Origin of the sequence: Streptomyces sp. NPDC085460 (assembly GCF_044541975.1) — a bacterium.
GTDB lineage: Bacteria > Actinomycetota > Actinomycetes > Streptomycetales > Streptomycetaceae > Streptomyces.
Genome location: NZ_JBITTO010000003.1, coordinates 439,728 through 460,593, shown reverse-complemented (window position 1 = coordinate 460,593; position 20,866 = coordinate 439,728). Strand labels below are relative to the sequence as shown.

Below are 20,866 nucleotides of genomic sequence, written 5' to 3'. Positions count from 1 at the left end.
GCTCCCCGCCCTGTCTCGCCTGGGGGAGGGAGGGAACTACTCCCCGTCCTCCTCCCCCTCGTTCTCCGCCTTCAGCATCTGCTGGAGGACCTTGTCCTCGCCGGGGGCGAGCGTCGTGAGGATCCGGTCGAGGTCCTCCACGGAGGCGAACTCGACGACGATCTTGCCCTTCTGCTGCCCCAGGTCGACCTTCACCCGGGTCTCGAAACGGTCCGAGAGACGCGAGGCAAGGTCGGAGAAGACGGGCGAGACCCGGGCCCCGGCCCTGGGCTTCTTCGTCTTCACCGCCGCGGGCTCGTCGAAGCCCATGAGCCGCACGATCTCCTCGACCGTGCGGACCGAGAGGCCCTCGGAGACGATCCGCTGCGCCAGCTGGTCCTGCGCCTCCGGGTCCTCCACACCGAGCAGGGCGCGGGCGTGGCCGGCGGAGAGCACCCCCGCCGCGACCCGACGCTGGACGGCGGGGGAGAGCCGCAGGAGACGGAGGGTGTTGGAGACCTGCGAGCGGGAGCGCCCGATCCGGTCCGCGAGCTGGTCGTGGGTGCAGCTGAAGTCGGAGAGCAGCTGCTCGTAGGCCGCGGCCTCCTCCAGCGGGTTGAGCTGGGCCCGGTGGAGGTTCTCCAGGAGCGCGTCCAGGAGCATCTTCTCGTCGTCGGTGGCCCGGACGATCGCGGGGATGGTCTGCAGACCCGCGACGTCGGAGGCGCGCCAGCGCCGCTCACCCATGATCAGTTCATAGCGCCCGTCCGCGATCTCGCGGACGACCACGGGCTGGAGAAGACCGACCTCCTGGATGGAGGTGACCAGCTCGGCGAGGGCGTCCTCGTCGAACACCTTCCGCGGCTGCTGCTGGTTGGGGGTGATGTCACCGATCGGGATCTCGGTGAAGTACGCCCCGGCGACCAGGGCCGGCTCGGGCGCCACCGGCTCGGGCGCGGTCTCGGGCTGCGGGGCTCCCTGGGGGAACAGGCGTGCCGCGCCGCTCCCGGGGAGCGTGGAGACGGCGCCGGTCTCCGGCGCCTGCTGGTCCTGGGGGGCACCGGCGAACAGCGCGCCGAGCCCCCGCGGTCCCAGTCCCCTACGTCGGTCGCTCACTGAAGTTCCTCCGCCATGCTGTGCTGGTTGTTCTGCTGCCCCACGCGGCCGTGCTGGTGGGGCTCGTAGTGGATGGCCGCGCCCCGGAAGGCGATCTCGCGCGCCGCTTCGATGTACGACAGGGCTCCGCTGGAGCCGGGATCGTAGGTGATCACGGTCTGGCCGTAGCTGGGTGCCTCGGAGATGCGGACGGACCGGGGGATGCTGGTCCGGAGCACCTCCTTCCCAAAGTGGCTGCGGACCTCCTCGGCGACCTGCGAGGCGAGCCGGGTCCGGCCGTCGTACATGGTCAGCAGGATGGTCGACACATGAAGCGTCGGGTTGAGGTGCCCGCGGACCAGGTCGACGTTCTTCAAGAGCTGTCCCAGGCCCTCCAGCGCGTAGTACTCGCACTGGATCGGGATGAGTACCTCGGCACCCGCCACCAGGGCGTTCACCGAGAGCAGGCCCAGGGACGGCGGGCAGTCGATCAGGACGTAGTCCAGCGGCTGCTCGTACGCCTGGATCGCCCGCTGGAGCCGGCTCTCCCGCGCCACCATCGACACCAGCTCGATCTCCGCGCCGGCCAGGTCGATCGTGGCCGGGGCGCAGAAGAGGCCCTCGACGTCCAGGACCGGCTGGACCACCTCGGAGAGGGGCCGGCTGTCGACGAGGACGTCGTAGATCGAGGGGACGTCGGCGTGGTGGTCGATGCCCAGCGCCGTGGAGGCGTTGCCCTGAGGATCCAGGTCGACGACGAGGACCCGGGCGCCGTGCAGCGCCAGGGAGGCGGCCAGGTTGACGGTCGTGGTCGTCTTGCCCACGCCGCCCTTCTGGTTGGCCACCACCATGATGCGGGTCTGCTCGGGACGGGGCAGTCCCTCCCCGGCACGCCCCAGGGCCTCTACGGCCAGCTGGGCGGCACGGCCAATGGGGGTGTCGTCCATCGGGGGCAGTGTTTCACGTGAAACATCCTCCCCCGCCGATTCGGTTCGGGGACCGGGGACCGGATCGGTCATCGGTCCCGCGATGTTGGCGTCGGACCGCAAGGATTCACTCTCCTCGGCATCAAGCTCGCGATGGGAAGAGCCTGCCATGCCTGCGGGGTCCTGAACCAGCGAGGTCGGTGGATCTGTGGGTGAATCCACCTCTGTGGAAAACTCCGTAACCCTCGCGGGTGGCTTCACACGGGGTCTGCGGTCCCGGGGGGTGGCAGCCGCGCGCCCGCGGCTGATGATCCCCTGGAGCAGTGAGCGACGTTTCACGTGAAACACGATGCCCCTGCGGCCTTGCCGGGACCGTTCGACACTCCGTAAAAGCGGACGAATGCGGCGCTCAGCGGCGCCGGCGGGTCTTGCTCGTCCGGGCGGCCTTGGCCCGCTTGGCCGCGAAGCGCACTCCGCCGGGGCTCTCACCGACCTCGACCCGCACCACCGTGGACATCGGATCGACGATCCCCTCGCCCACGTGGAGCACCGAGGTCTCCACAACGCCCAGCTTGGAGAGCGCGGCACGTGCCCCGTCGAGCTCCTCCTGCGCGGTGTCGCCCTTCAGCAGCAGCATCTCGCCGTAGGGACGGAGCAGCGGCACACCCCAGCCGGCCAGCCGGTCGAGGGGCGCCACCGCACGCGCGGTCACGACGTGGACCGGCGGGACCTTGCCGAGCATCTCCTCGGCTCGGCCCCGTACGACGGTCACGTGGTCGAGGCCGAGCAGCTCCACGACCTCGAGGAGGAAGTTGGTGCGGCGCAGCAGCGGCTCCAGGAGCGTGATCTTCAGATCGGGTCGCACCAGGGCCAGCGGGATGCCGGGCAGTCCGGCACCGGAGCCGACATCGCAGACCGTCACACCCTCGGGGACGACCTCGGAGAGGACGGCGCAGTTCAGCAGGTGGCGCTCCCACAGGCGCGGGACCTCGCGGGGGCCGATGAGCCCACGCTTCACACCGGCGTCCGCGAGCAGCTCCGCGTACCGCACGGCCTCGGGGAAGTACTCGCCGAAGACCTTCCGTGCCTGCTCGGGCGCCTCGGGGAGCTCCGCTGCCTCCGTCACGGGGACCGTCCTTCCGTACCGCACGCATCCGTGCGAGCGCACTGTGGTGGCTGAGTGGCTGAACTATCAGGCTGACAAAGATCGGCCCCGCCTGCGAACAGACGGGGCCGACGCGATGAACGAGGTCAGGCAGGGAGGACGACGACGAAGCGCTGCGGCTCCTCGCCCTCGGACTCGCTGCGCAGACCGGCGGCGGCGACCGCGTCGTGCACGACCTTGCGCTCGAACGGGGTCATCGGGTCGAGCTTGACCGGCTGGCCGGTGGACTTGACCTCGTCCGCGGCCTTGGCGCCGAGCTGGGCCAGCTCCGTGCGCTTCTGCGCGCGGAACCCGGCGATGTCGAGCATCAGCCGGCTGCGGTCACCGGTCTCCCGGTGCACCGCGAGGCGGGTCAGCTCCTGGAGCGCCTCCAGCACCTCGCCGTCGCGGCCCACCAGCTTCTGCAGGTCGCGGCCGCCGGAGTCGCTGATGATCGAGACCGCGGCCCGGTCCGCCTCGACGTCCATGTCGATGTCGCCGTCGAGGTCGGCGATGTCGAGCAGGCCCTCAAGGTAGTCGGCCGCGATCTCACCCTCCTGCTCCAGGCGGGTCAGGGTGTCGCCACCCTCGGCGGCGGAGGTGGTGCCTTCCGTCACGGATGGACTCCTTCTAGCTACGTGGACGCTTCTACTTCTTGGACGACGGGTGCTTGGGCCGCTGCTGGCCCTTGCGCTGGCGGGAGCCGCCGGAGCTTGCGCGGCTGCGGCCGCCACCCTGCGCGCCGCCCTTGGCGGGCGTCTCGGGCTTCTTCTCCAGCGAGGTCTTCGGCTTGGCGTCCTGGGCGTCCTCGCCCGCGGACTCCTCCGCCGTCTCCTCGACGGTCTCGTCGCCCTTGGCCTGCTGGGCGGTGGCCTGGCGCTGGGCCTTGGTCTGGCGCTTGGGCTGCTGTCGCTTGGGGGCGGCGATGCCCTCGGCCTCGGCGATGGCGGCGTCGCTCTTCACCACGGTGCCGTCGGCCTGGGCGGCGAGGCCGGCCTTGGCGAGGGCACCGATGAAGCGGCGCTCGTTCTCGTTGCGGTCGGAGCCCTTGGCGACGATCGCCTTGACGACTGCCTTGTGGCGGCGGCTGCGGATCTCACCGTGGGCCGTGGCGCTCTTCAGCAGACGCTGGAGGTAGGAGTCCTGCGCCTTGCTGCCCGGGGTCGGGTTCTGGTTGATCACGTACATCTGCTGGCCCATGGTCCACACGTTGGTGGTCAGCCAGTAGACGAGGACACCGACGGGGAAGTTGATGCCCATGACGGCGAAGATCACCGGGAAGATGTACATGAGCATCTTCTGCTGCTGCATGTACGGGGTCTTCACCGAGAGGTCGACGTTCTTCATCATCAGCTGGCGCTGGGTGAAGAACTGCGAGGCCGACATCAGGACGATCATCACCGCGGTGACGATGCGGACGTCGAGCAGCGTGGCCCCGAGGGCCTCGACCTTCTCCGGGCTGTCCATGAACTTCGCGGCGATCGGCGCACCGAAGATCTTCGCCTCGCGGGCGCTGTCGACCAGCGTCTGGTTCATCGCGCCGATCGGCTTGCCCGACGCGATGTTGGACAGCACGTGGTACAGGGCGAAGAAGAACGGCGACTGGGCGAGGATGGGAAGGCACGAGGAGAGCGGGTTGGTGCCCGTCTCCTTGTACAGCTTCATCATCTCTTCGGACTGACGCTGCTTGTCGCTCTTGTAGCGCTCCTGGATCGCCTTCATCTTCGGCTGGAGCGCCTGCATGTTCCGCGTGGCCTTGATCTGCTTCACGAAGAGCGGGATCAGGCAGATGCGGATCAGCACCACCAGGGACACGATCGACAGACCCCAGGCCCAGCCCGTGTCAGGGCCGAAGATCGCCCCGAACACCTTGTGGAACTGGACGATGATCCATGAAACGGGTGTGGTGATGAAGGCGAACAGACTGGCAATCGTGTCCACTAATCAGGCTCCTTGAGCATTGGGCGAGGTCTCTGCGACCGGGCTCGTCTCGGCGGAGATCCCGCCCTTGTCGCCGCGCAGCGCGTTCCTGAGCATCTCGTGCCAGCGCGGACGCTTCCGCGGGGGGACATGGTCCACTCCGCCGGGCGACCACGGGTTGCACCGCAGGATGCGCCAGGCGGTCAGGGCAGTGCCCTTGATCGCGCCATGCCGGTCTATGGCCGTGAATCCGTAGTGGGAACACGACGGGTAGTACCGGCAGACGTCGCCCAGAAGCGGGCTGATCGTCCACTGGTACAGCTTGATGAGGGCGAGAAGCGGGTACTTCATCGCTTGCCCCCTCCCAGCAGCCGCTCCAGCGCGGCGTCCAGGTCTCGGGCCAGGTGGGCGTGGTCGGCGTCACCGGCTCCGGGCAACGCCCGTACGACCACCAGGCTACCGGGGGGCAGCGCGGAGAGCCGGTCGCGGACGAGGTGGCGCAGACGACGCTTCACCTGGGTGCGGACGACCGCACCGCCCACGGCCTTGCTCACGACGAAACCCGCACGCGTCGGGGGAGCGCTCTCCCCAGGCGCGTGCGGGTCCGTGGCACCGCTACGTAGGTGGACGACGAGGAGTGGGCGACCGGCCCGGCGTCCTCGACGTACCGCGGTTGCGAAGTCCTCGCGCCGCCTCAGCCGATTCTCGGTAGGCAGCACGTCATGACCTGTTTAGGTGGATCAGGCGGACAGGCTCGCGCGACCCTTGGCGCGGCGGTTCGCCAGGATGGCGCGGCCGGCACGGGTACGCATGCGCAGGCGGAAGCCGTGGGTCTTCGCGCGACGACGGTTGTTCGGCTGGAAGGTGCGCTTGCTCACTCGGGGGCTCCAGAAATGATTCGGGTGGTGGCGGGACATCGCCTGGCTGTCACCGTGCGCCCACGAGTAGCTCGCATACGCTCGAGTGCACCGCTACGCGATCACGGAAAGTGATCTTTGCCCATCGGAGGCAGGCGGCAGCAGCCATCGACAACTCGACCTGGTTACGGTACGCGCGGTTACGCCATCCGGTCAAACCGACCCGTCGACGGGGCCCTTTGTGCACAGGCTGTGGACAACAACTTGAACCACGTCAGGCGCCACGACTACCGTGGCTGGACTCGACTATCTCTTCCGTTCTGTTCTTATCGTCCCGAGAACCACACATTGGTGGGACCTGCGAGAAAGCGTGCCCTGTGGCTGACGTACCTGCCGATCTTGCCGCAGTGTGGCCACGCGTGCTCGACCAGCTGCTCGGAGAAGGACAGCAGGGCATCGAGCCCAAGGACAAACAGTGGATCGAGCGCTGCCAGCCGCTCGCGCTGGTCGCGGACACGGCGCTGCTCGCCGTCCCCAACGAGTGGGGCAAGCGGGTCCTGGAGGGCCGCCTCGCCCCGCTGATCAGCGAGACCCTCAGCCGCGAGTGCGGCCGCCCGATCCGGATCGCGATCACCGTCGACGACTCCGTCGGCGAGCAGCCCCCCGTGCCCTCCCCCGGCCGGCCGCCGCAGCCCCGCTACGACGAGCGCCCGCAGCCGGAGCCGTACGAGAAGTACGAGGGGTACGGCCACCGCCCGCTGCCCGACGACGGGCTGCCCACCGCGCGCCCGGCCTACCCGGACTACCAGCAGCCGCCGCGCCCCGAGCCGGGCGCGTGGCCGCGGTCCCAGGAGGACCTCTCCTGGCAGCAGCCGAGGCTCGGCGGGTTCCCCGAGCGCGCCCCGTACACCGGCCCGGCCACTCCGGAGCAGTCCGGGCGGCCGCGGTACGACGAGCCCTCGCGCGGCTACGAGCAGCCGCAGCGGCCCGAGCGCGCCGAGCTGCCCGAGCCTCCGGGCGCCGGTCCGCGTCCCGGCCCGGGACCCGGCGGCCAGGGCGTGGGTCCGGGCATCGGCCAGGGCTCCCTGGGCGGCGGGGGTACGGGCGCCGGCTCCGGCGGGCCCGGCGAGCCGCACGCGCGCCTGAACCCGAAGTACCTCTTCGACACCTTCGTCATCGGCTCCTCGAACCGGTTCGCCCACGCGGCCGCGGTCGCGGTGGCCGAGGCGCCGGCGAAGGCGTACAACCCGCTCTTCATCTACGGCGAGTCCGGTCTCGGCAAGACGCACCTGCTGCACGCCATCGGGCACTACGCGCGGAGCCTCTACCCCGGCACGCGCGTGCGGTACGTGAGCTCGGAGGAGTTCACCAACGAGTTCATCAACTCGATCCGCGACGGCAAGGGCGACGCCTTCCGCAAGCGCTACCGCGACGTGGACATCCTGCTCGTCGACGACATCCAGTTCCTCGCGAGCAAGGAGTCGACGCAGGAGGAGTTCTTCCACACCTTCAACACGCTCCACAACGCGAACAAGCAGATCGTGCTCTCCTCGGACCGGCCGCCCAAGCAGCTGGTGACCCTGGAGGACCGCCTGCGGAACCGTTTCGAGTGGGGCCTCACCACCGACGTGCAGCCGCCGGAGCTGGAGACGCGCATCGCGATCCTCCGCAAGAAGGCGGTGCAGGAGCAGCTGAACGCCCCGCCGGAGGTACTGGAGTTCATCGCCTCACGGATCTCGCGGAACATCCGTGAGCTGGAGGGCGCGCTGATCCGGGTGACGGCCTTCGCGAGTCTCAACCGGCAGCCGGTGGACCTGGGCCTGACCGAGATCGTCCTCAAGGACCTGATCCCGGGCGGCGAGGACTCCTCACCGGAGATCACGGCGCCGGCCATCATGGCGGCCACGGCCGACTACTTCGGGCTGACGGTGGAGGACCTCTGCGGTTCCTCGCGCAGCCGGGTGCTGGTGACGGCCCGGCAGATCGCCATGTACCTGTGCCGGGAGCTGACGGACCTGTCCCTGCCGAAGATCGGCGCGCAGTTCGGCGGGCGGGACCACACGACGGTGATGCACGCGGACCGGAAAATCCGGGCCCTGATGGCGGAGCGGCGCTCCATCTACAACCAGGTCACGGAGCTGACCAACCGCATCAAGAACGGCTGACCCGCCTCCGTACGGGGGCCGCTGCACGGCCCCCGTGCGGCCGCCGTACGACCTCTGTACGGCCTTCCAGGGCGCTTCGGGACACCTTCCCGGGGCGCCCTTCGGCGTTCCCTGACGGCTGTCGGGAGGCGTGGGAGCGGCTGTGGGAGCAGCTGTCGGGAAGGGGGCTGAGCGGCTGCCGGGGGCCGTGGGAGCGGCCGGCGCGGTGGCGTGCGGGCGCCACGACGGGGCCACGACGGGGCCATGACCCGGACGGCGGTGTTCGATTACTCCGTTCCGGTGGCGGGTTCTCCACAGATTGGGGGATGATCTCCCGTCCACAGGGTGGGGACTACCGAGTTATCCGGATTGTGTCCACAGGCTGGGCTGGTGACAGACCATCACCCCAGCTCAGAGGGGTGTGGATTTGTTGGCAAACGATCTCCACAGGCTGTGGATGAATCTTTCGTCCACAGGGGGTCCGGAGAGTTGTCCACCGGCAACCCACAGGGGCGGGCCGGTTGCCCACAGGTTCTCCACACCGCTGTCCACTGTTCGGCAACACAACACCTCGAATCACCGGCCGGAGTGAAAGGCGTCACACCAAGGGAGACGTTTGGGCTGTGGGGAACCTGGGGAAAGCTGGGGACAGCGCTGGGGAGAACTACCCCTCGCCTGTGTATCGGGTGTGCAGAACTTTCGTATGTCCACAGAGAGCGGTGGTTATCCACTGGCTCCACCCACAGGGGCAGTGGACAAAAAACTGGGTCTGACCTGGGCGGACGACGTTATCCACGGTTTCCACAGGCCCTACTACTACTGCCACTCATAGTTAGCCCGGGAATCGCTTTGAAGCGGGGCCTGTGCACAACTCGGCGCCGGAGCCCCGACCCGCCCTCGTCGCGACTTGACCCCGAGCCGCACCGAGTGTCGGCGGCGTACGTCAGACTGGATCCCGCAGTCGACGTAGAGCCAGCAACAAGCAGGAGGCGGTTCCGGTGAAGATCCGGGTGGAGCGCGATGTACTCGCGGAGGCGGTGGCGTGGGTGGCCCGCAGCCTTCCGGCCCGTCCGCCGGCGCCCGTCCTCGCGGGCCTTCTGCTGAAGGCCGAGGACGGCGCGCTGAGCTTCTCCAGCTTCGACTACGAGGTCTCCGCCCGCGTCTCCGTCGAGGCGGAGGTCGAGGAGGACGGCACCGTCCTCGTCTCCGGCCGCCTCCTTGCCGACATCTGCCGCGCCCTCCCCAACCGTCCGGTGGAGATCTCCACAGACGGTGTACGGGCGACCGTGGTCTGCGGCTCCTCCCGCTTCACCCTCCACACCCTCCCTGTGGAGGAGTACCCGGCGCTGCCGGAGATGCCCACCGCGACCGGCACCGTCCCCGGCGAGGTCTTCGCCGCGGCCGCCGCGCAGGTGGCCATCGCCGCCGGCCGTGACGACACGCTGCCCGTCCTCACCGGTGTGCGCATCGAGATCGAGGGCGACACCGTCACCCTGGCCTCCACCGACCGCTACCGCTTCGCCGTCCGCGAGTTCCTGTGGAAGCCCGAGGCCCCGGACGCCTCCGCGGTCGCCCTGGTGCCCGCGAAGACCCTCCTGGACACCGCGAAGGCGCTCACCAGCGGCGACACCGTCACCCTGGCGCTCTCCGGCTCCGGCAAGGGCGAGGGCCTCATCGGCTTCGAGGGCGCGGGCCGCCGCACCACCACCCGGCTCCTGGAGGGCGACCTCCCGAAGTACCGCACGCTGTTCCCCACCGAGTTCAACTCGGTCGCGGTGATCGAGACCGCCCCCTTCGTGGAGGCCGTGAAGCGCGTGGCCCTGGTCGCCGAGCGCAACACGCCGGTCCGGCTCAGCTTCGAGCAGGGCGTGCTCATCCTGGAGGCCGGTTCCAGCGACGACGCACAGGCTGTGGAGCGGGTCGACGCACAGCTGGACGGCGACGACATCTCGATCGCCTTCAACCCGACCTTCCTGCTGGACGGCCTGAGCGCGATCGACTCCCCCGTCGCCCAGCTCTCCTTCACGACCTCCACCAAGCCCGCCCTGCTGAGCGGCCGCCCGGCCGTGGACGCGGAGGCGGACGACGCCTACAAGTACCTGATCATGCCGGTGCGGCTGAGCGGCTGACGCTCCCCGCCGGGGGTCCGGGGGTCGCCCCCCGGGTGGCGCGGTATGCCGGTGCGGCTGAGCGGCTGACGTCCCGCTCTGCCGAGCGGCTGACGCGTTTTCTCCGGGGCCGGAGGGGTTCGACTGAGCGGCTGACCCCACAGGTGTGCGGCCGGGTCCGGGCGTAGGCTCGGACCCGGGTAGGAACCGCACACGACGCTTAAGGAACACTCTGATGGAGCTCGGTCTCGTCGGTCTCGGCAAGATGGGCGGCAACATGCGCGAGCGCATCCGCCGCGCAGGCCACACCGTCATCGGATACGACCGCAACCCGGACCTCGCCGATGTCCACAGCCTCGAAGAGCTTGTGGGCAAGCTCAAGGGTCCGCGCGTCGTGTGGGTCATGGTCCCCGCCGGTGCGGCGACCCAGTCCACCGTCGACGAGCTGGCGGAGCTGCTCTCCCCCGGCGACATCGTCGTGGACGGCGGGAACTCCCGCTGGACCGACGACGAGAAGCACGCCGAGGAGCTCGCCGCCAAGGGCATCGGCTTCGTCGACTGCGGCGTCTCCGGCGGCGTCTGGGGCCTGGAGAACGGCTACGCGCTGATGTACGGCGGCTCCGCCGAGAACGTGGCGAAGGTCCAGCCGATCTTCGACGCGCTCAAGCCCGAGGGCCCCCACGGCGCCGTCCACGCCGGCAAGGTCGGCGCGGGCCACTTCGCGAAGATGGTCCACAACGGCATCGAGTACGCGATGATGCAGGCGTACGCCGAGGGCTGGGAGCTGCTGGAGAAGGTCGACTCCGTGGAGAACGTCCGCGAGATCTTCCGCTCCTGGCAGGAGGGCACGGTCATCCGTTCCTGGCTGCTCGACCTCGCGGTCAACGCCCTCGACGAGGACGAGCACCTGGACCAGCTGCGCGGCTACGCGTCGGACTCCGGCGAGGGCCGGTGGACCGTCGAGGCCGCCATCGACAACGCCGTACCGCTCCCGGCGATCACCGCGTCGCTGTTCGCGCGGTTCGCGTCCCGTCAGGACGACTCGCCGCAGATGAAGATGATCGCCGCGCTGCGCAACCAGTTCGGCGGCCACGCGGTCGAGAAGAAGTAGCAATCCACAGGCTGTGCACCACCCGGTGCACAGCGACCGGGGGAAGGCCGGCGCCCACCATGCACGTCACGCATCTCTCGCTGGCCGACTTCCGCTCGTACGCCCGGGCCGAGGTACCCCTCGACCCGGGCGTCACCGCGTTCGTGGGGGCGAACGGCCAGGGCAAGACCAATCTCGTCGAGGCCGTCGGCTACCTCGCCACCCTCGGCAGCCACCGCGTCGCCTCCGACGCCCCGCTGGTGCGGATGGGCGCCGAGCGGGCCGTCATCCGGGCCGCCGTCACCCAGGGCGAGCGCTCCCAGCTGGTCGAGCTCGAACTCAACCCCGGCCGCGCCAACCGCGCCCGCATCAACAGGTCCTCGCAGGTCAGACCCCGTGACGTGCTCGGCATCGTGCGGACCGTGCTCTTCGCGCCCGAGGACCTGTCGCTGATCAAGGGCGACCCGGGCGAGCGCCGGCGCTTCCTCGACGAACTCATCACGGCGCGCGCGCCGCGCATGGCGGGCGTGCGCTCCGACTACGAGCGCGTGCTCAAGCAGCGCAACACCCTGCTGAAGTCCGCCGCCATGGCCCGCCGCCACGGCGGCCGGGGCATGGACCTGTCCACGCTCGACGTCTGGGACCAGCACCTGGCCCGGGCCGGCGCCGAGCTGCTCGCCCAGCGGCTCGACCTCGTCCACACCCTGCAGCCGCTCGCGGACAAGGCGTACGAACAGCTCGCGCCCGGTGGCGGACCGGTCCTCCTGGAGTACCGGCCCTCCGCCCCCGGCACCGGACACAGCCGCGAGGAGCTGTACGAACAGCTGATCGCCGCCCTCGCCGAGGTCCGCAAGCAGGAGGTCGAGCGCGGCGTCACCCTCGTCGGGCCCCACCGCGACGAGCTGCTGCTGCGCCTCGGCGACCTGCCGGCCAAGGGGTACGCGAGTCACGGCGAGTCCTGGTCGTACGCGCTGGCGCTCCGCCTCGCCTCCTACGACCTGCTGCGCTCCGAGGGCAACGAGCCGGTCCTGGTCCTCGACGACGTCTTCGCCGAGCTGGACGCGCGCCGGCGCGAGCGGCTGGCGGAGCTGGTGGCCCACGGCGAGCAGGTCCTCGTGACCGCCGCGGTCGACGACGACGTGCCGGGCGTCCTGGCCGGGACGCGGTACGCGGTGACCGGAGGGACGGTGGAGCGCGTATGAGCGACGCCGGAGAAACTTCCCCACAGCCTGTGGACAAGCCCGCGGCCCCGGAGCCCACGGGTGTGGACCTCGCCCGGGTCGCGCTGCGCGCGGCCAAGGAGCAGGCACGCGCGCGTGGAGCGGCCGCGCAGCAGCAGAAGCAGGCCCGGCGCGGGGGCGGCCTGCGCTCCGGCGCGCGCGCCGACGGGCGCGACCCGATGGCGCTCGGCGCCGCGATCAACCGGCTCCTCGCCGAGCGCGGCTGGGAGACGCCGGCGGCCGTCGGCGGGGTGATGGGCCGCTGGCCGCAGATCGTCGGCGAGGACCTGGCCAAGCACTGCGTACCGGTGAAGTACGAGGAGGAGCCGGACGCGCGCGTGCTGACCGTGCAGTGCGACTCCACGGCGTGGGCGACGCAGCTGCGGCTCCTCGCGCCGACGCTGGTCGCGCGGCTCAACGAGGACCTCGGGCACGGGACGGTGCGGCTGATCAAGGTGCTGGGGCCTGGCGGCCAGCGACGGTACGGGCCGCTGCGGGCGCCGGGGTCCGTCGGACCTGGGGATACGTACGGCTGAGCCGGTCCGGTGCGGGTTCTCCGGGGTGCGGGTCCGAGCAGTCGGGCGCCGTGCGCGGGGCGTTGTGCCCGCATGATCCGCCCCCGCGGAACGCCCGCCCGCAACGAGGCGGAACGCATGCCCACCGCCTGGACCACAACCCGTCACCGCCCGAAGCGCTAGGTGGCCGTCAGGGGCCCCTGGAGCCCCTGTCCGGATATGGGGAGTCGTCTCGGGGGCGCCGAGGGCGGCACATGCGCATTCAGGTACCCGCAAACCCCCATGACTGTCGGCGGTACCGGTAGACTGGAAGACAATCCCGCCTTACTGCGGAACTGTCGAACGACGCAGCCGGCTCCCCTATGCCCGGAGCACGGCCTGTGCTGTGCCAGAAAGGGCGCTTCGTGGCCGATTCCGGCAACCCCAACGAGAACAACCAGTACACCGCCAGCAACATCCAGGTCCTCGAGGGCCTGGATGCGGTGCGCAAGCGCCCCGGTATGTACATCGGCTCGACCGGTGAGCGCGGCCTGCACCACATGGTGCAGGAGGTCGTCGACAACTCGGTCGACGAGGCCCTGGCCGGCCACGCGGACACCATCGACGTGACGATCCTGGCCGACGGCGGCGTCCGCGTCGTCGACAACGGCCGCGGCATCCCCGTCGGCATCGTCGAGTCCGAGGGCAAGCCGGCCGTCGAGGTCGTGCTGACGGTCCTCCACGCGGGCGGCAAGTTCGGCGGCGGCGGCTACGCGGTCTCCGGCGGTCTGCACGGCGTCGGCGTCTCCGTCGTCAACGCCCTCTCCACCAAGGTCTCGGTGGAGATCAAGACCGACGGCCACCGCTGGACCCAGGACTACAAGATGGGCGCCCCGACCGCGCCCCTGGCGCAGCACGAGGCGACCGACGAGACCGGCACCACGGTCACGTTCTGGTCCGACCCGGACATCTTCGAGACGGTTGAGTACTCCTTCGAGACGCTCTCCCGCCGCTTCCAGGAGATGGCCTTCCTCAACAAGGGCCTGACGATCACGCTCACCGACGAGCGCGAGTCCGCCAAGGCCACGGTCGGCGCCGACGACCCCGACGCCGAGGCGGCCGCCGAGCCGGCCGCCCGCACGGTGAAGTACCACTACGAGGGCGGCATCGTCGACTTCGTGCGGTACCTCAACTCGCGCAAGGGCGACCTGATCAACCCGACCATCATCGACATCGAGGCCGAGGACAAGGAGCGCCTGCTCTCCGCCGAGATCGCGATGCAGTGGAACTCGTCGTACAGCGAGGGCGTGTACTCCTTCGCCAACACGATCCACACCCACGAGGGCGGTACCCACGAGGAGGGCTTCCGCGCCGCGCTGACGACGCTCGTCAACAAGTACGCGCGCGAGAAGAAGCTGCTCCGCGAGAAGGACGAGAACCTCACCGGCGACGACATCCGCGAGGGTCTGACCGCGATCATCTCGATCAAGATCGGCGAGCCGCAGTTCGAGGGCCAGACCAAGACCAAGCTCGGCAACACCGAGGCGAAGACCTTCGTCCAGAAGGTCGTCCACGAGCACCTGACGGACTGGTTCGACCGGAACCCGAACGAGGCCGCGGACATCATCCGCAAGGGCATCCAGGCCGCCACCGCGCGCGTGGCCGCCCGCAAGGCCCGCGACCTCACCCGCCGCAAGGGCCTCCTGGAGTCGGCCTCCCTCCCGGGCAAGCTCTCCGACTGCCAGTCGAACGACCCCACCAAGTGCGAGATCTTCATCGTCGAGGGTGACTCCGCCGGCGGCTCCGCCAAGTCCGGCCGGAACCCGATGTACCAGGCCATCCTGCCGATCCGCGGCAAGATCCTGAACGTCGAGAAGGCCCGTATCGACAAGATCCTCCAGAACACCGAGGTCCAGGCGCTGATCTCCGCCTTCGGCACCGGGGTCCACGAGGACTTCGACATCGAGAAGCTCCGCTATCACAAGATCATCCTGATGGCGGACGCCGACGTCGACGGCCAGCACATCAACACCCTGCTGCTGACCTTCCTCTTCCGCTTCATGCGGCCGCTGATCGAGCACGGGCACGTGTACCTCTCCCGCCCGCCGCTCTACAAGATCAAGTGGGGCCGGGACGACTTCGAGTACGCCTACTCGGACCGCGAGCGTGACGCGCTGGTCGAGCTGGGCAAGCAGAACGGCAAGCGGATCAAGGAAGACTCGATCCAGCGCTTCAAGGGTCTCGGCGAGATGAACGCCGAGGAGCTGCGCGTCACCACCATGGACGTCGAGCACCGCGTGCTCGGCCAGGTCACCCTGGACGACGCCGCCCAGGCCGACGACCTGTTCTCGGTGCTGATGGGCGAGGACGTCGAGGCACGCCGCTCCTTCATCCAGCGCAACGCCAAGGACGTTCGCTTCCTCGACATCTGAGTCGGTCTCAGCTGACCGTACGAAAGGACTGACGACCAGCAATGGCCGACGAGAACCCCCCCGTGACCACCGAAGAAGAAGAGCCGGTGCTGCGCATCGAGCCCGTCGGGCTCGAGACCGAGATGCAGCGCTCGTACCTCGACTACGCGATGTCCGTCATCGTGTCCCGCGCGCTGCCCGACGTCCGCGACGGCCTCAAGCCCGTCCACCGCCGCGTGCTGTACGCGATGTACGACGGCGGCTACCGGCCCGAGAAGGGCTTCTACAAGTGCGCCCGCGTCGTCGGCGACGTCATGGGTACGTACCACCCGCACGGCGACTCCTCCATCTACGACGCGCTCGTCCGCCTGGCCCAGCCGTGGTCGATGCGGATGCCGCTCGTCGACTCCAACGGCAACTTCGGCTCCCCGGGCAACGACCCGGCCGCCGCCATGCGCTACACCGAGTGCAAGATGGCGCCGCTGTCGATGGAGATGGTCCGCGACATCGACGAGGAGACCGTCGACTTCACGGACAACTACGACGGCCGCAACCAGGAGCCGACGGTCCTCCCGGCCCGTTTCCCGAACCTCCTGGTCAACGGCTCCGCCGGCATCGCGGTCGGCATGGCGACCAACATCCCGCCGCACAACCTCCGCGAGGTCGCCGAGGGTGCCCAGTGGTACCTGGCCCACCCCGAGGCCGGCCACGAGGAGCTTCTCGACGCGCTCATCGAGCGCATCAAGGGCCCCGACTTCCCGACCGGCGCGCTCGTCGTCGGCCGCAAGGGCATCGAGGAGGCGTACCGGACCGGCCGCGGCTCCATCACCATGCGCGCGGTCGTCGAGGTCGAGGAGATCCAGAACCGCCAGTGCCTGGTGGTCACGGAGCTGCCGTACCAGACCAACCCGGACAACCTCGCCCAGAAGATCGCCGACCTGGTGAAGGACGGCAAGATCGGCGGCATCGCCGACGTCCGCGACGAGACCTCGTCCCGGACCGGCCAGCGCCTGGTGATCGTCCTCAAGCGGGACGCCGTCGCCAAGGTCGTCCTGAACAACCTGTACAAGCACACCGACCTCCAGACGAACTTCGGCGCCAACATGCTGGCGCTCGTCGACGGCGTGCCGCGCACCCTCTCCCTGGACGCGTTCATCCGCCACTGGGTGACGCACCAGATCGAGGTCATCGTCCGCCGGACGAAGTTCCGGCTGCGCAAGGCCGAGGAGCGCGCCCACATCCTGCGCGGCCTCCTCAAGGCGCTCGACGCGATCGACGAGGTCATCGCCCTCATCCGCCGCAGCGACACGGTCGAGGTGGCCCGCGAGGGCCTCATGGGGCTCCTCCAGATCGACGAGATCCAGGCCAACGCGATCCTGGAGATGCAGCTCCGCCGGCTCGCCGCCCTGGAGCGCCAGAAGATCATCGCCGAGCACGACGAGCTCCAGGCGAAGATCAACGAGTACAACGCGATCCTCGCCTCGCCGGAGAAGCAGCGGACCATCGTCAGCGAGGAACTGGCCGCGCTCGTCGACAAGTTCGGCGACGACCGCCGCTCCAAGCTGGTTCCCTTCGACGGCGACATGTCCATCGAGGACCTCATCGCCGAGGAGGACATCGTCGTCACCATCACGCGTGGCGGCTATGTGAAGCGGACCAAGACCGAGGACTACCGCTCGCAGAAGCGCGGCGGCAAGGGCGTGCGCGGGACGAAGCTGAAGCAGGACGACATCGTCGACCACTTCTTCGTCTCCACCACCCACCACTGGCTGCTCTTCTTCACCAACAAGGGCCGGGTCTACCGCGCCAAGGCGTACGAGCTGCCCGACGCCGGCCGGGACGCGCGCGGCCAGCACGTGGCCAACCTGCTGGCCTTCCAGCCGGACGAGCAGATCGCCCAGATCCTGGCGATCCGCGACTACGAGGCCGCCCCGTACCTGGTCCTCGCCACCCGCTCCGGCCTGGTGAAGAAGACCGCGCTGAAGGACTACGACTCCCCGCGCTCCGGCGGCGTCATCGCCATCAACCTCCGGGAGACCGAGGGCGGCGGCGACGACGAGCTGATCGGCGCCGAGCTGGCCTCCGCCGAGGACGACCTGCTGCTGATCTCCAAGAAGGCGCAGTCGATCCGGTTCACCGCGACGGACGACGCGCTGCGTCCGATGGGACGCGCCACTTCGGGTGTCAAGGGCATGAGTTTCCGCGAGGGAGACGAACTGCTCTCGATGAATGTCGTCCGGCCCGGTACGTTCGTCTTCACCGCGACCGACGGCGGGTACGCAAAGCGCACCCCCGTCGACGAGTACCGCGTCCAGGGCCGCGGCGGCCTCGGCATCAAGGCCGCCAAGATCGTGGAGGACCGCGGCTCGCTCGTGGGCGCGCTGGTGGTCGAGGAGACCGACGAGATCCTCGCCATCACGCTGTCCGGCGGTGTGATTCGTACGCGAGTCAACGAAGTCAGGGAGACCGGCCGTGACACCATGGGCGTCCAGCTGATCAACCTGGGCAAGCGCGATGCCGTCGTCGGCATCGCACGGAACGCCGAGGCCGGCAGCGAGGACGAAGAGGTCGACGACGCCGAGGGTGCCATCGAGGCATCCGAGGCCGAGGCATCGGTCGAGGGCACGGAGCCTGCGGCCGGGGATCACGAGGAGTAGAGCGTGAGTGGAGCCACGGGCGCCGGATCGGCGGCCGCCGGAGCTTCTGCAGGTGCTGGAGCGCACGGCGCCCGTGGCTCGGCCACGGACTCCCAGGGGGTTGCGGTGACGGACACTCGGGGGCAGCAGCCCCCCTACCAGGGCTACAACGGGGCACTGCCGGGCGAGCGCCCGGCGGCGCAGCCCGCGGGCGCCTACCACCCGCCGAGGGCCTACGACGGCCCGCAGGGCGGCGGCCACACCCAGGGCGGCCAGTCGGCCTCCGCGGTGCGCCGGCCCCGGACGGGCGCGCGGACGACCCCGCGCACGCGCAAGGCACGGCTGCGGGTGGCCAAGGCCGACCCGTGGTCGGTCATGAAGGTGAGCTTCCTGCTCTCCATCGCGCTGGGCATCTGCACGGTCGTCGCGGCGGCCGTGCTGTGGATGGTCATGGACGCCATGGGCGTCTTCTCGACGGTCGGCGGGACGATCAGCGAGGCGACGGGCTCGAACGAGTCCAACGGCTTCGACCTGCAGTCCTTCCTGTCGCTGCCGCGGGTGCTGATGTTCACCTCGGTCATCGCGGTGATCGACGTGGTCCTCATGACGGCCCTCGCGACCCTCGGCGCGTTCATCTACAACCTGTCCGCCGGCTTCGTCGGCGGCGTCGAGCTGACGCTGGCCGAGGACGAGTAGTCCGCGTGGGGGCCGGTCCCGCGCATCGATCAGGGCCTCCGGCCCGGGCGATTTTGGGACTGGCCCCGACGTGCGCTAATGTTCAGGAGTCAGCGCGCGGGACACACACCGCAAAGCGCGGCGGGGCTATAGCTCAGTTGGTTAGAGCGCATCCCTGATAAGGATGAGGCCACAGGTTCAAATCCTGTTAGCCCCACAGAAGTGATCGACCCGGACGGTTCCTCCGTCCGGGTCGATCTCGTTGTGTGAGGTTTGGCGCTCGCACAGGTCACCGATCGGTATCGGTCGATGTGTAGAGTGGGCGTCAGAAGTCTCCTACGTCAACGAAAGACGAGGTCGCGCGGTGAAGAAGCTGCTCCTGGTCGCACTGGCCGCCATCGGCGGGCTCCTCGTGTACCGCCAGATCCAGGCGGATCGCGCCGAGCAGGACCTGTGGACGGAGGCCACCGACTCGGTGCCGTCCGGCTCCGGTGTCTGAGACCCCTCCATCCGAAACCGAGATCCCGGCCGCGCTGTGCGCGGCCGGGATCTCGGCGTTCCGGCCCCCGCGCGGCACGCGCTGTTCCCCGGTCGTGACAGAAAGTCCTTGAGTTCACCGAAGTGAACGACTAGCTTGCTCCGGCAAAGTTCGCCTGCCCGCCCGCCCGGTGCGGACACCGGGGGCCCGAGCGGGGCAGGATGGTCCGGCACGACGGCCCCGGGGCGGGACGCGGCGACAGGACTCGACGAGGAGAAGCGCGTGAGCACGCAGGCGGGGGACACGGCCGGGGGCGGGACCGGACGCCGGGCGAGGGCCGCGGCCGGGCCGCGGAAGGCCGTGGCGCTGCTCACGGCCGCCGCCGCGCTGGGCACGCTCGCCGCGCTGCCCGCCCACGCCGCCGACGGCACCGCGATCCCCCCGTACGCCTTCGACCCCGCCGGACAGCGGATCCAGGGCGCCGCCTCCAGCGCCGACGCGGACCCGCTGGAGCCCGGCAGGACCTACCGGGACACCCTCAAGAAGGACGGCAAGGTCTACTACCGGATCGACCTGGACACCACGAAGAACTCGTACGTCTCCGCCGTCGCCGTCCCCAAGCCGGGCGCCAAGGCCGCGTACGGCGACGGCTTCCGGATCGCGATCCAGGACGGCTCCGGCATCGACTGCGGGTACCAGGAGGTCAACTTCGCGGCCGGCGACCACGCCCGGCCGCTGACCGGCTACGCGCGCCGGATCGTCCACCCGGACGAATCCGGCTGCCAGGACGCCGGTACGTACTACGTCATCGTCGAGCGCGAGTCGGACGCCGCCTCCGACCCGGACGACTGGGAGCTGGAGCTCCAGCACGTCAACGAGCCGCTGCTGAGCAAGATCGGGCCGGACAAGCTGCCCGAGTCGTGGCCCTCGGGGACGCCCGCGCCGCCCGCCGGCGGGCCGAAGGAGCGGCAGGGCGGGGCCGGCTTCCACACCGCCGTCTCGCTCCAGGAGGGCGAGTGGCGGGCCGACGTGCGACCCGGCCAGACGCTCTTCTGGCGGGTGCCCGTCGACTGGGGCCAGCAGATCTTCGCCACCGCCGAGCTGGGCAGCAGCTCCGCCAACGACGAGCTGGTCGGCAACGCGCTCGCGCTCGGCCTCGACAACCCCGCGCGCGGCTTCGTCGACCTCCAGACCGAGAGCTACGACGGCAAGCCGTCCACCGCCGTCCTCTCCCCGAAGCGGCCGGTGGCCCACGCGAACCGCTCCTCGTACGAGACCGCCACGAACGGCATGCGGTTCGCCGGCTGGTACTACCTCACCGCCACGCTCAGCCCGGAGATCGCCCAGGAGTACGGCGACGAACCGCTGCCGCTGATCCTGCGGGTCAGGATCACGGGCGAGCGGAAGCAGGGCCCCGGGTACGCGGGCGACCCCGGCGTCTTCCAGGTGACCGCCGACGACCGGCAGGCCGCGGCGAACGGCGCCACGGGGGCGGAGGCGGCGGCCGGCGACGGCACGATGGTCGCCCTGGCCGCCGGGGGCCTCGGCCTCGGCACCGTCCTGCTCGTCGGCCTCGGCGCCTGGACCCTGCTGGCACGCCGCAGGGCGGCCTGAGGACCGGGCGCGGGGCCTGAGGGACCGGGCCCGGGCCTGAGGGACCGGGCCTGAGGGACCGGGCCTGAGGGACCG

Annotated in this window: 18 protein-coding genes and 1 tRNA gene; 11 read left to right on the top strand and 8 right to left on the bottom strand. The window is 70.0% G+C overall.

Translation table 11 applies throughout. The annotated features are described in order from the left end of the window. Positions 1–36 precede the first annotated feature (36 nt). The 8 genes from ACIGHB_RS09980 to rpmH form a co-directional block, all read right to left on the bottom strand. Positions 37–1,095 carry a ParB/RepB/Spo0J family partition protein gene (locus ACIGHB_RS09980; protein ID WP_399911233.1) on the bottom strand — a complete coding sequence of 353 codons (1,059 nt, stop codon included), beginning with the start codon at positions 1,093–1,095 and terminating at the stop codon, positions 37–39. Then, positions 1,092–2,171: an AAA family ATPase gene (locus ACIGHB_RS09975; RefSeq protein ID WP_360307885.1), complete on the bottom strand. Its 1,080-nt coding sequence runs from the start codon at positions 2,169–2,171 to the stop codon at positions 1,092–1,094. The genes ACIGHB_RS09980 and ACIGHB_RS09975 overlap by 4 nt, the downstream gene beginning before the upstream one ends. Before the next feature lie 238 nt (positions 2,172–2,409). Further along, positions 2,410–3,126: a 16S rRNA (guanine(527)-N(7))-methyltransferase RsmG gene (rsmG, locus tag ACIGHB_RS09970; protein WP_360307888.1), complete on the bottom strand. Its 717-nt coding sequence runs from the start codon at positions 3,124–3,126 to the stop codon at positions 2,410–2,412. Positions 3,127–3,251: 125 nt separating this feature from the next. Then, positions 3,252–3,761: a R3H domain-containing nucleic acid-binding protein gene (locus ACIGHB_RS09965; RefSeq protein WP_360307891.1), complete on the bottom strand. Its 510-nt coding sequence runs from the start codon at positions 3,759–3,761 to the stop codon at positions 3,252–3,254. A gap of 31 nt (positions 3,762–3,792) precedes the next feature. Beyond that, positions 3,793–5,085, bottom strand: coding sequence for a membrane protein insertase YidC (gene yidC / locus ACIGHB_RS09960; RefSeq protein ID WP_399911230.1), 1,293 nt, complete (start codon positions 5,083–5,085; stop codon positions 3,793–3,795). 3 nt (positions 5,086–5,088) lie between these two features. Beyond that, the gene (gene yidD, locus ACIGHB_RS09955; protein ID WP_360307897.1) at positions 5,089–5,415 is read right to left on the bottom strand and encodes a membrane protein insertion efficiency factor YidD; all 327 of its coding nucleotides are present in this window, start codon (positions 5,413–5,415) and stop codon (positions 5,089–5,091) included. Continuing rightward, positions 5,412–5,783: a ribonuclease P protein component gene (gene rnpA / locus ACIGHB_RS09950; RefSeq protein ID WP_360307900.1), complete on the bottom strand. Its 372-nt coding sequence runs from the start codon at positions 5,781–5,783 to the stop codon at positions 5,412–5,414. Before rnpA ends, yidD begins: the two co-directional genes overlap by 4 nt. A 21-nt stretch (positions 5,784–5,804) precedes the next feature. Further along, positions 5,805–5,942 carry a 50S ribosomal protein L34 gene (gene rpmH, locus ACIGHB_RS09945; RefSeq protein ID WP_015659252.1) on the bottom strand — a complete coding sequence of 46 codons (138 nt, stop codon included), beginning with the start codon at positions 5,940–5,942 and terminating at the stop codon, positions 5,805–5,807. 356 nt (positions 5,943–6,298) lie between these two features. Between rpmH and dnaA the strand changes: the two genes are divergently transcribed. From dnaA to ACIGHB_RS09890, 11 genes are all read left to right on the top strand, one after another. Further along, the gene (dnaA, locus tag ACIGHB_RS09940) at positions 6,299–8,086 is read left to right on the top strand and encodes a chromosomal replication initiator protein DnaA (protein WP_399911226.1); all 1,788 of its coding nucleotides are present in this window, start codon (positions 6,299–6,301) and stop codon (positions 8,084–8,086) included. A 977-nt stretch (positions 8,087–9,063) separates the two neighbouring features. Next, positions 9,064–10,194 carry a DNA polymerase III subunit beta gene (gene dnaN, locus ACIGHB_RS09935; RefSeq protein WP_360307906.1) on the top strand — a complete coding sequence of 377 codons (1,131 nt, stop codon included), beginning with the start codon at positions 9,064–9,066 and terminating at the stop codon, positions 10,192–10,194. A gap of 214 nt (positions 10,195–10,408) precedes the next feature. Continuing rightward, positions 10,409–11,284: a phosphogluconate dehydrogenase (NAD(+)-dependent, decarboxylating) gene (gene gnd / locus ACIGHB_RS09930; RefSeq protein WP_360307909.1), complete on the top strand. Its 876-nt coding sequence runs from the start codon at positions 10,409–10,411 to the stop codon at positions 11,282–11,284. Positions 11,285–11,343: 59 nt separating this feature from the next. Continuing rightward, complete coding sequence (recF, locus tag ACIGHB_RS09925; protein WP_360307912.1) at positions 11,344–12,465, top strand: DNA replication/repair protein RecF; 1,122 nt, start codon at positions 11,344–11,346, stop codon at positions 12,463–12,465. Beyond that, positions 12,462–13,019 carry a DciA family protein gene (locus ACIGHB_RS09920; RefSeq protein ID WP_360307915.1) on the top strand — a complete coding sequence of 186 codons (558 nt, stop codon included), beginning with the start codon at positions 12,462–12,464 and terminating at the stop codon, positions 13,017–13,019. The genes recF and ACIGHB_RS09920 overlap by 4 nt, the downstream gene beginning before the upstream one ends. A gap of 359 nt (positions 13,020–13,378) precedes the next feature. Beyond that, positions 13,379–15,409 carry a DNA topoisomerase (ATP-hydrolyzing) subunit B gene (gene gyrB, locus ACIGHB_RS09915; RefSeq protein WP_360307918.1) on the top strand — a complete coding sequence of 677 codons (2,031 nt, stop codon included), beginning with the start codon at positions 13,379–13,381 and terminating at the stop codon, positions 15,407–15,409. A 41-nt stretch (positions 15,410–15,450) separates the two neighbouring features. Continuing rightward, positions 15,451–18,045 carry a DNA gyrase subunit A gene (gene gyrA, locus ACIGHB_RS09910; protein WP_360307921.1) on the top strand — a complete coding sequence of 865 codons (2,595 nt, stop codon included), beginning with the start codon at positions 15,451–15,453 and terminating at the stop codon, positions 18,043–18,045. A 105-nt stretch (positions 18,046–18,150) separates the two neighbouring features. Then, on the top strand, positions 18,151–18,720 hold the full coding sequence (locus tag ACIGHB_RS09905) for a DUF3566 domain-containing protein (protein ID WP_360307924.1): 570 nt from the start codon (positions 18,151–18,153) through the stop codon (positions 18,718–18,720). Between the two features lie 122 nt (positions 18,721–18,842). Then, positions 18,843–18,916, top strand: a tRNA-Ile gene (locus tag ACIGHB_RS09900). A gap of 147 nt (positions 18,917–19,063) precedes the next feature. Further along, positions 19,064–19,198 carry a DLW-39 family protein gene (locus tag ACIGHB_RS09895; RefSeq protein WP_208809277.1) on the top strand — a complete coding sequence of 45 codons (135 nt, stop codon included), beginning with the start codon at positions 19,064–19,066 and terminating at the stop codon, positions 19,196–19,198. A gap of 261 nt (positions 19,199–19,459) precedes the next feature. After that, positions 19,460–20,791: a hypothetical protein gene (locus ACIGHB_RS09890; protein WP_399911220.1), complete on the top strand. Its 1,332-nt coding sequence runs from the start codon at positions 19,460–19,462 to the stop codon at positions 20,789–20,791. Positions 20,792–20,866 lie beyond the last annotated feature (75 nt).

Coding starts and splice junctions, on each gene's coding strand:
- gyrA (WP_360307921.1), top strand. CDS start 15,451: ATGGCCGACGAGAACCCCCCCGTGACCACCGAAGAAGAAGAGCCGGTG.
- yidD (WP_360307897.1), bottom strand. CDS start 5,415: ATGAAGTACCCGCTTCTCGCCCTCATCAAGCTGTACCAGTGGACGATC.
- ACIGHB_RS09975 (WP_360307885.1), bottom strand. CDS start 2,171: ATGGCAGGCTCTTCCCATCGCGAGCTTGATGCCGAGGAGAGTGAATCC.
- gnd (WP_360307909.1), top strand. CDS start 10,409: ATGGAGCTCGGTCTCGTCGGTCTCGGCAAGATGGGCGGCAACATGCGC.
- ACIGHB_RS09920 (WP_360307915.1), top strand. CDS start 12,462: ATGAGCGACGCCGGAGAAACTTCCCCACAGCCTGTGGACAAGCCCGCG.
- recF (WP_360307912.1), top strand. CDS start 11,344: ATGCACGTCACGCATCTCTCGCTGGCCGACTTCCGCTCGTACGCCCGG.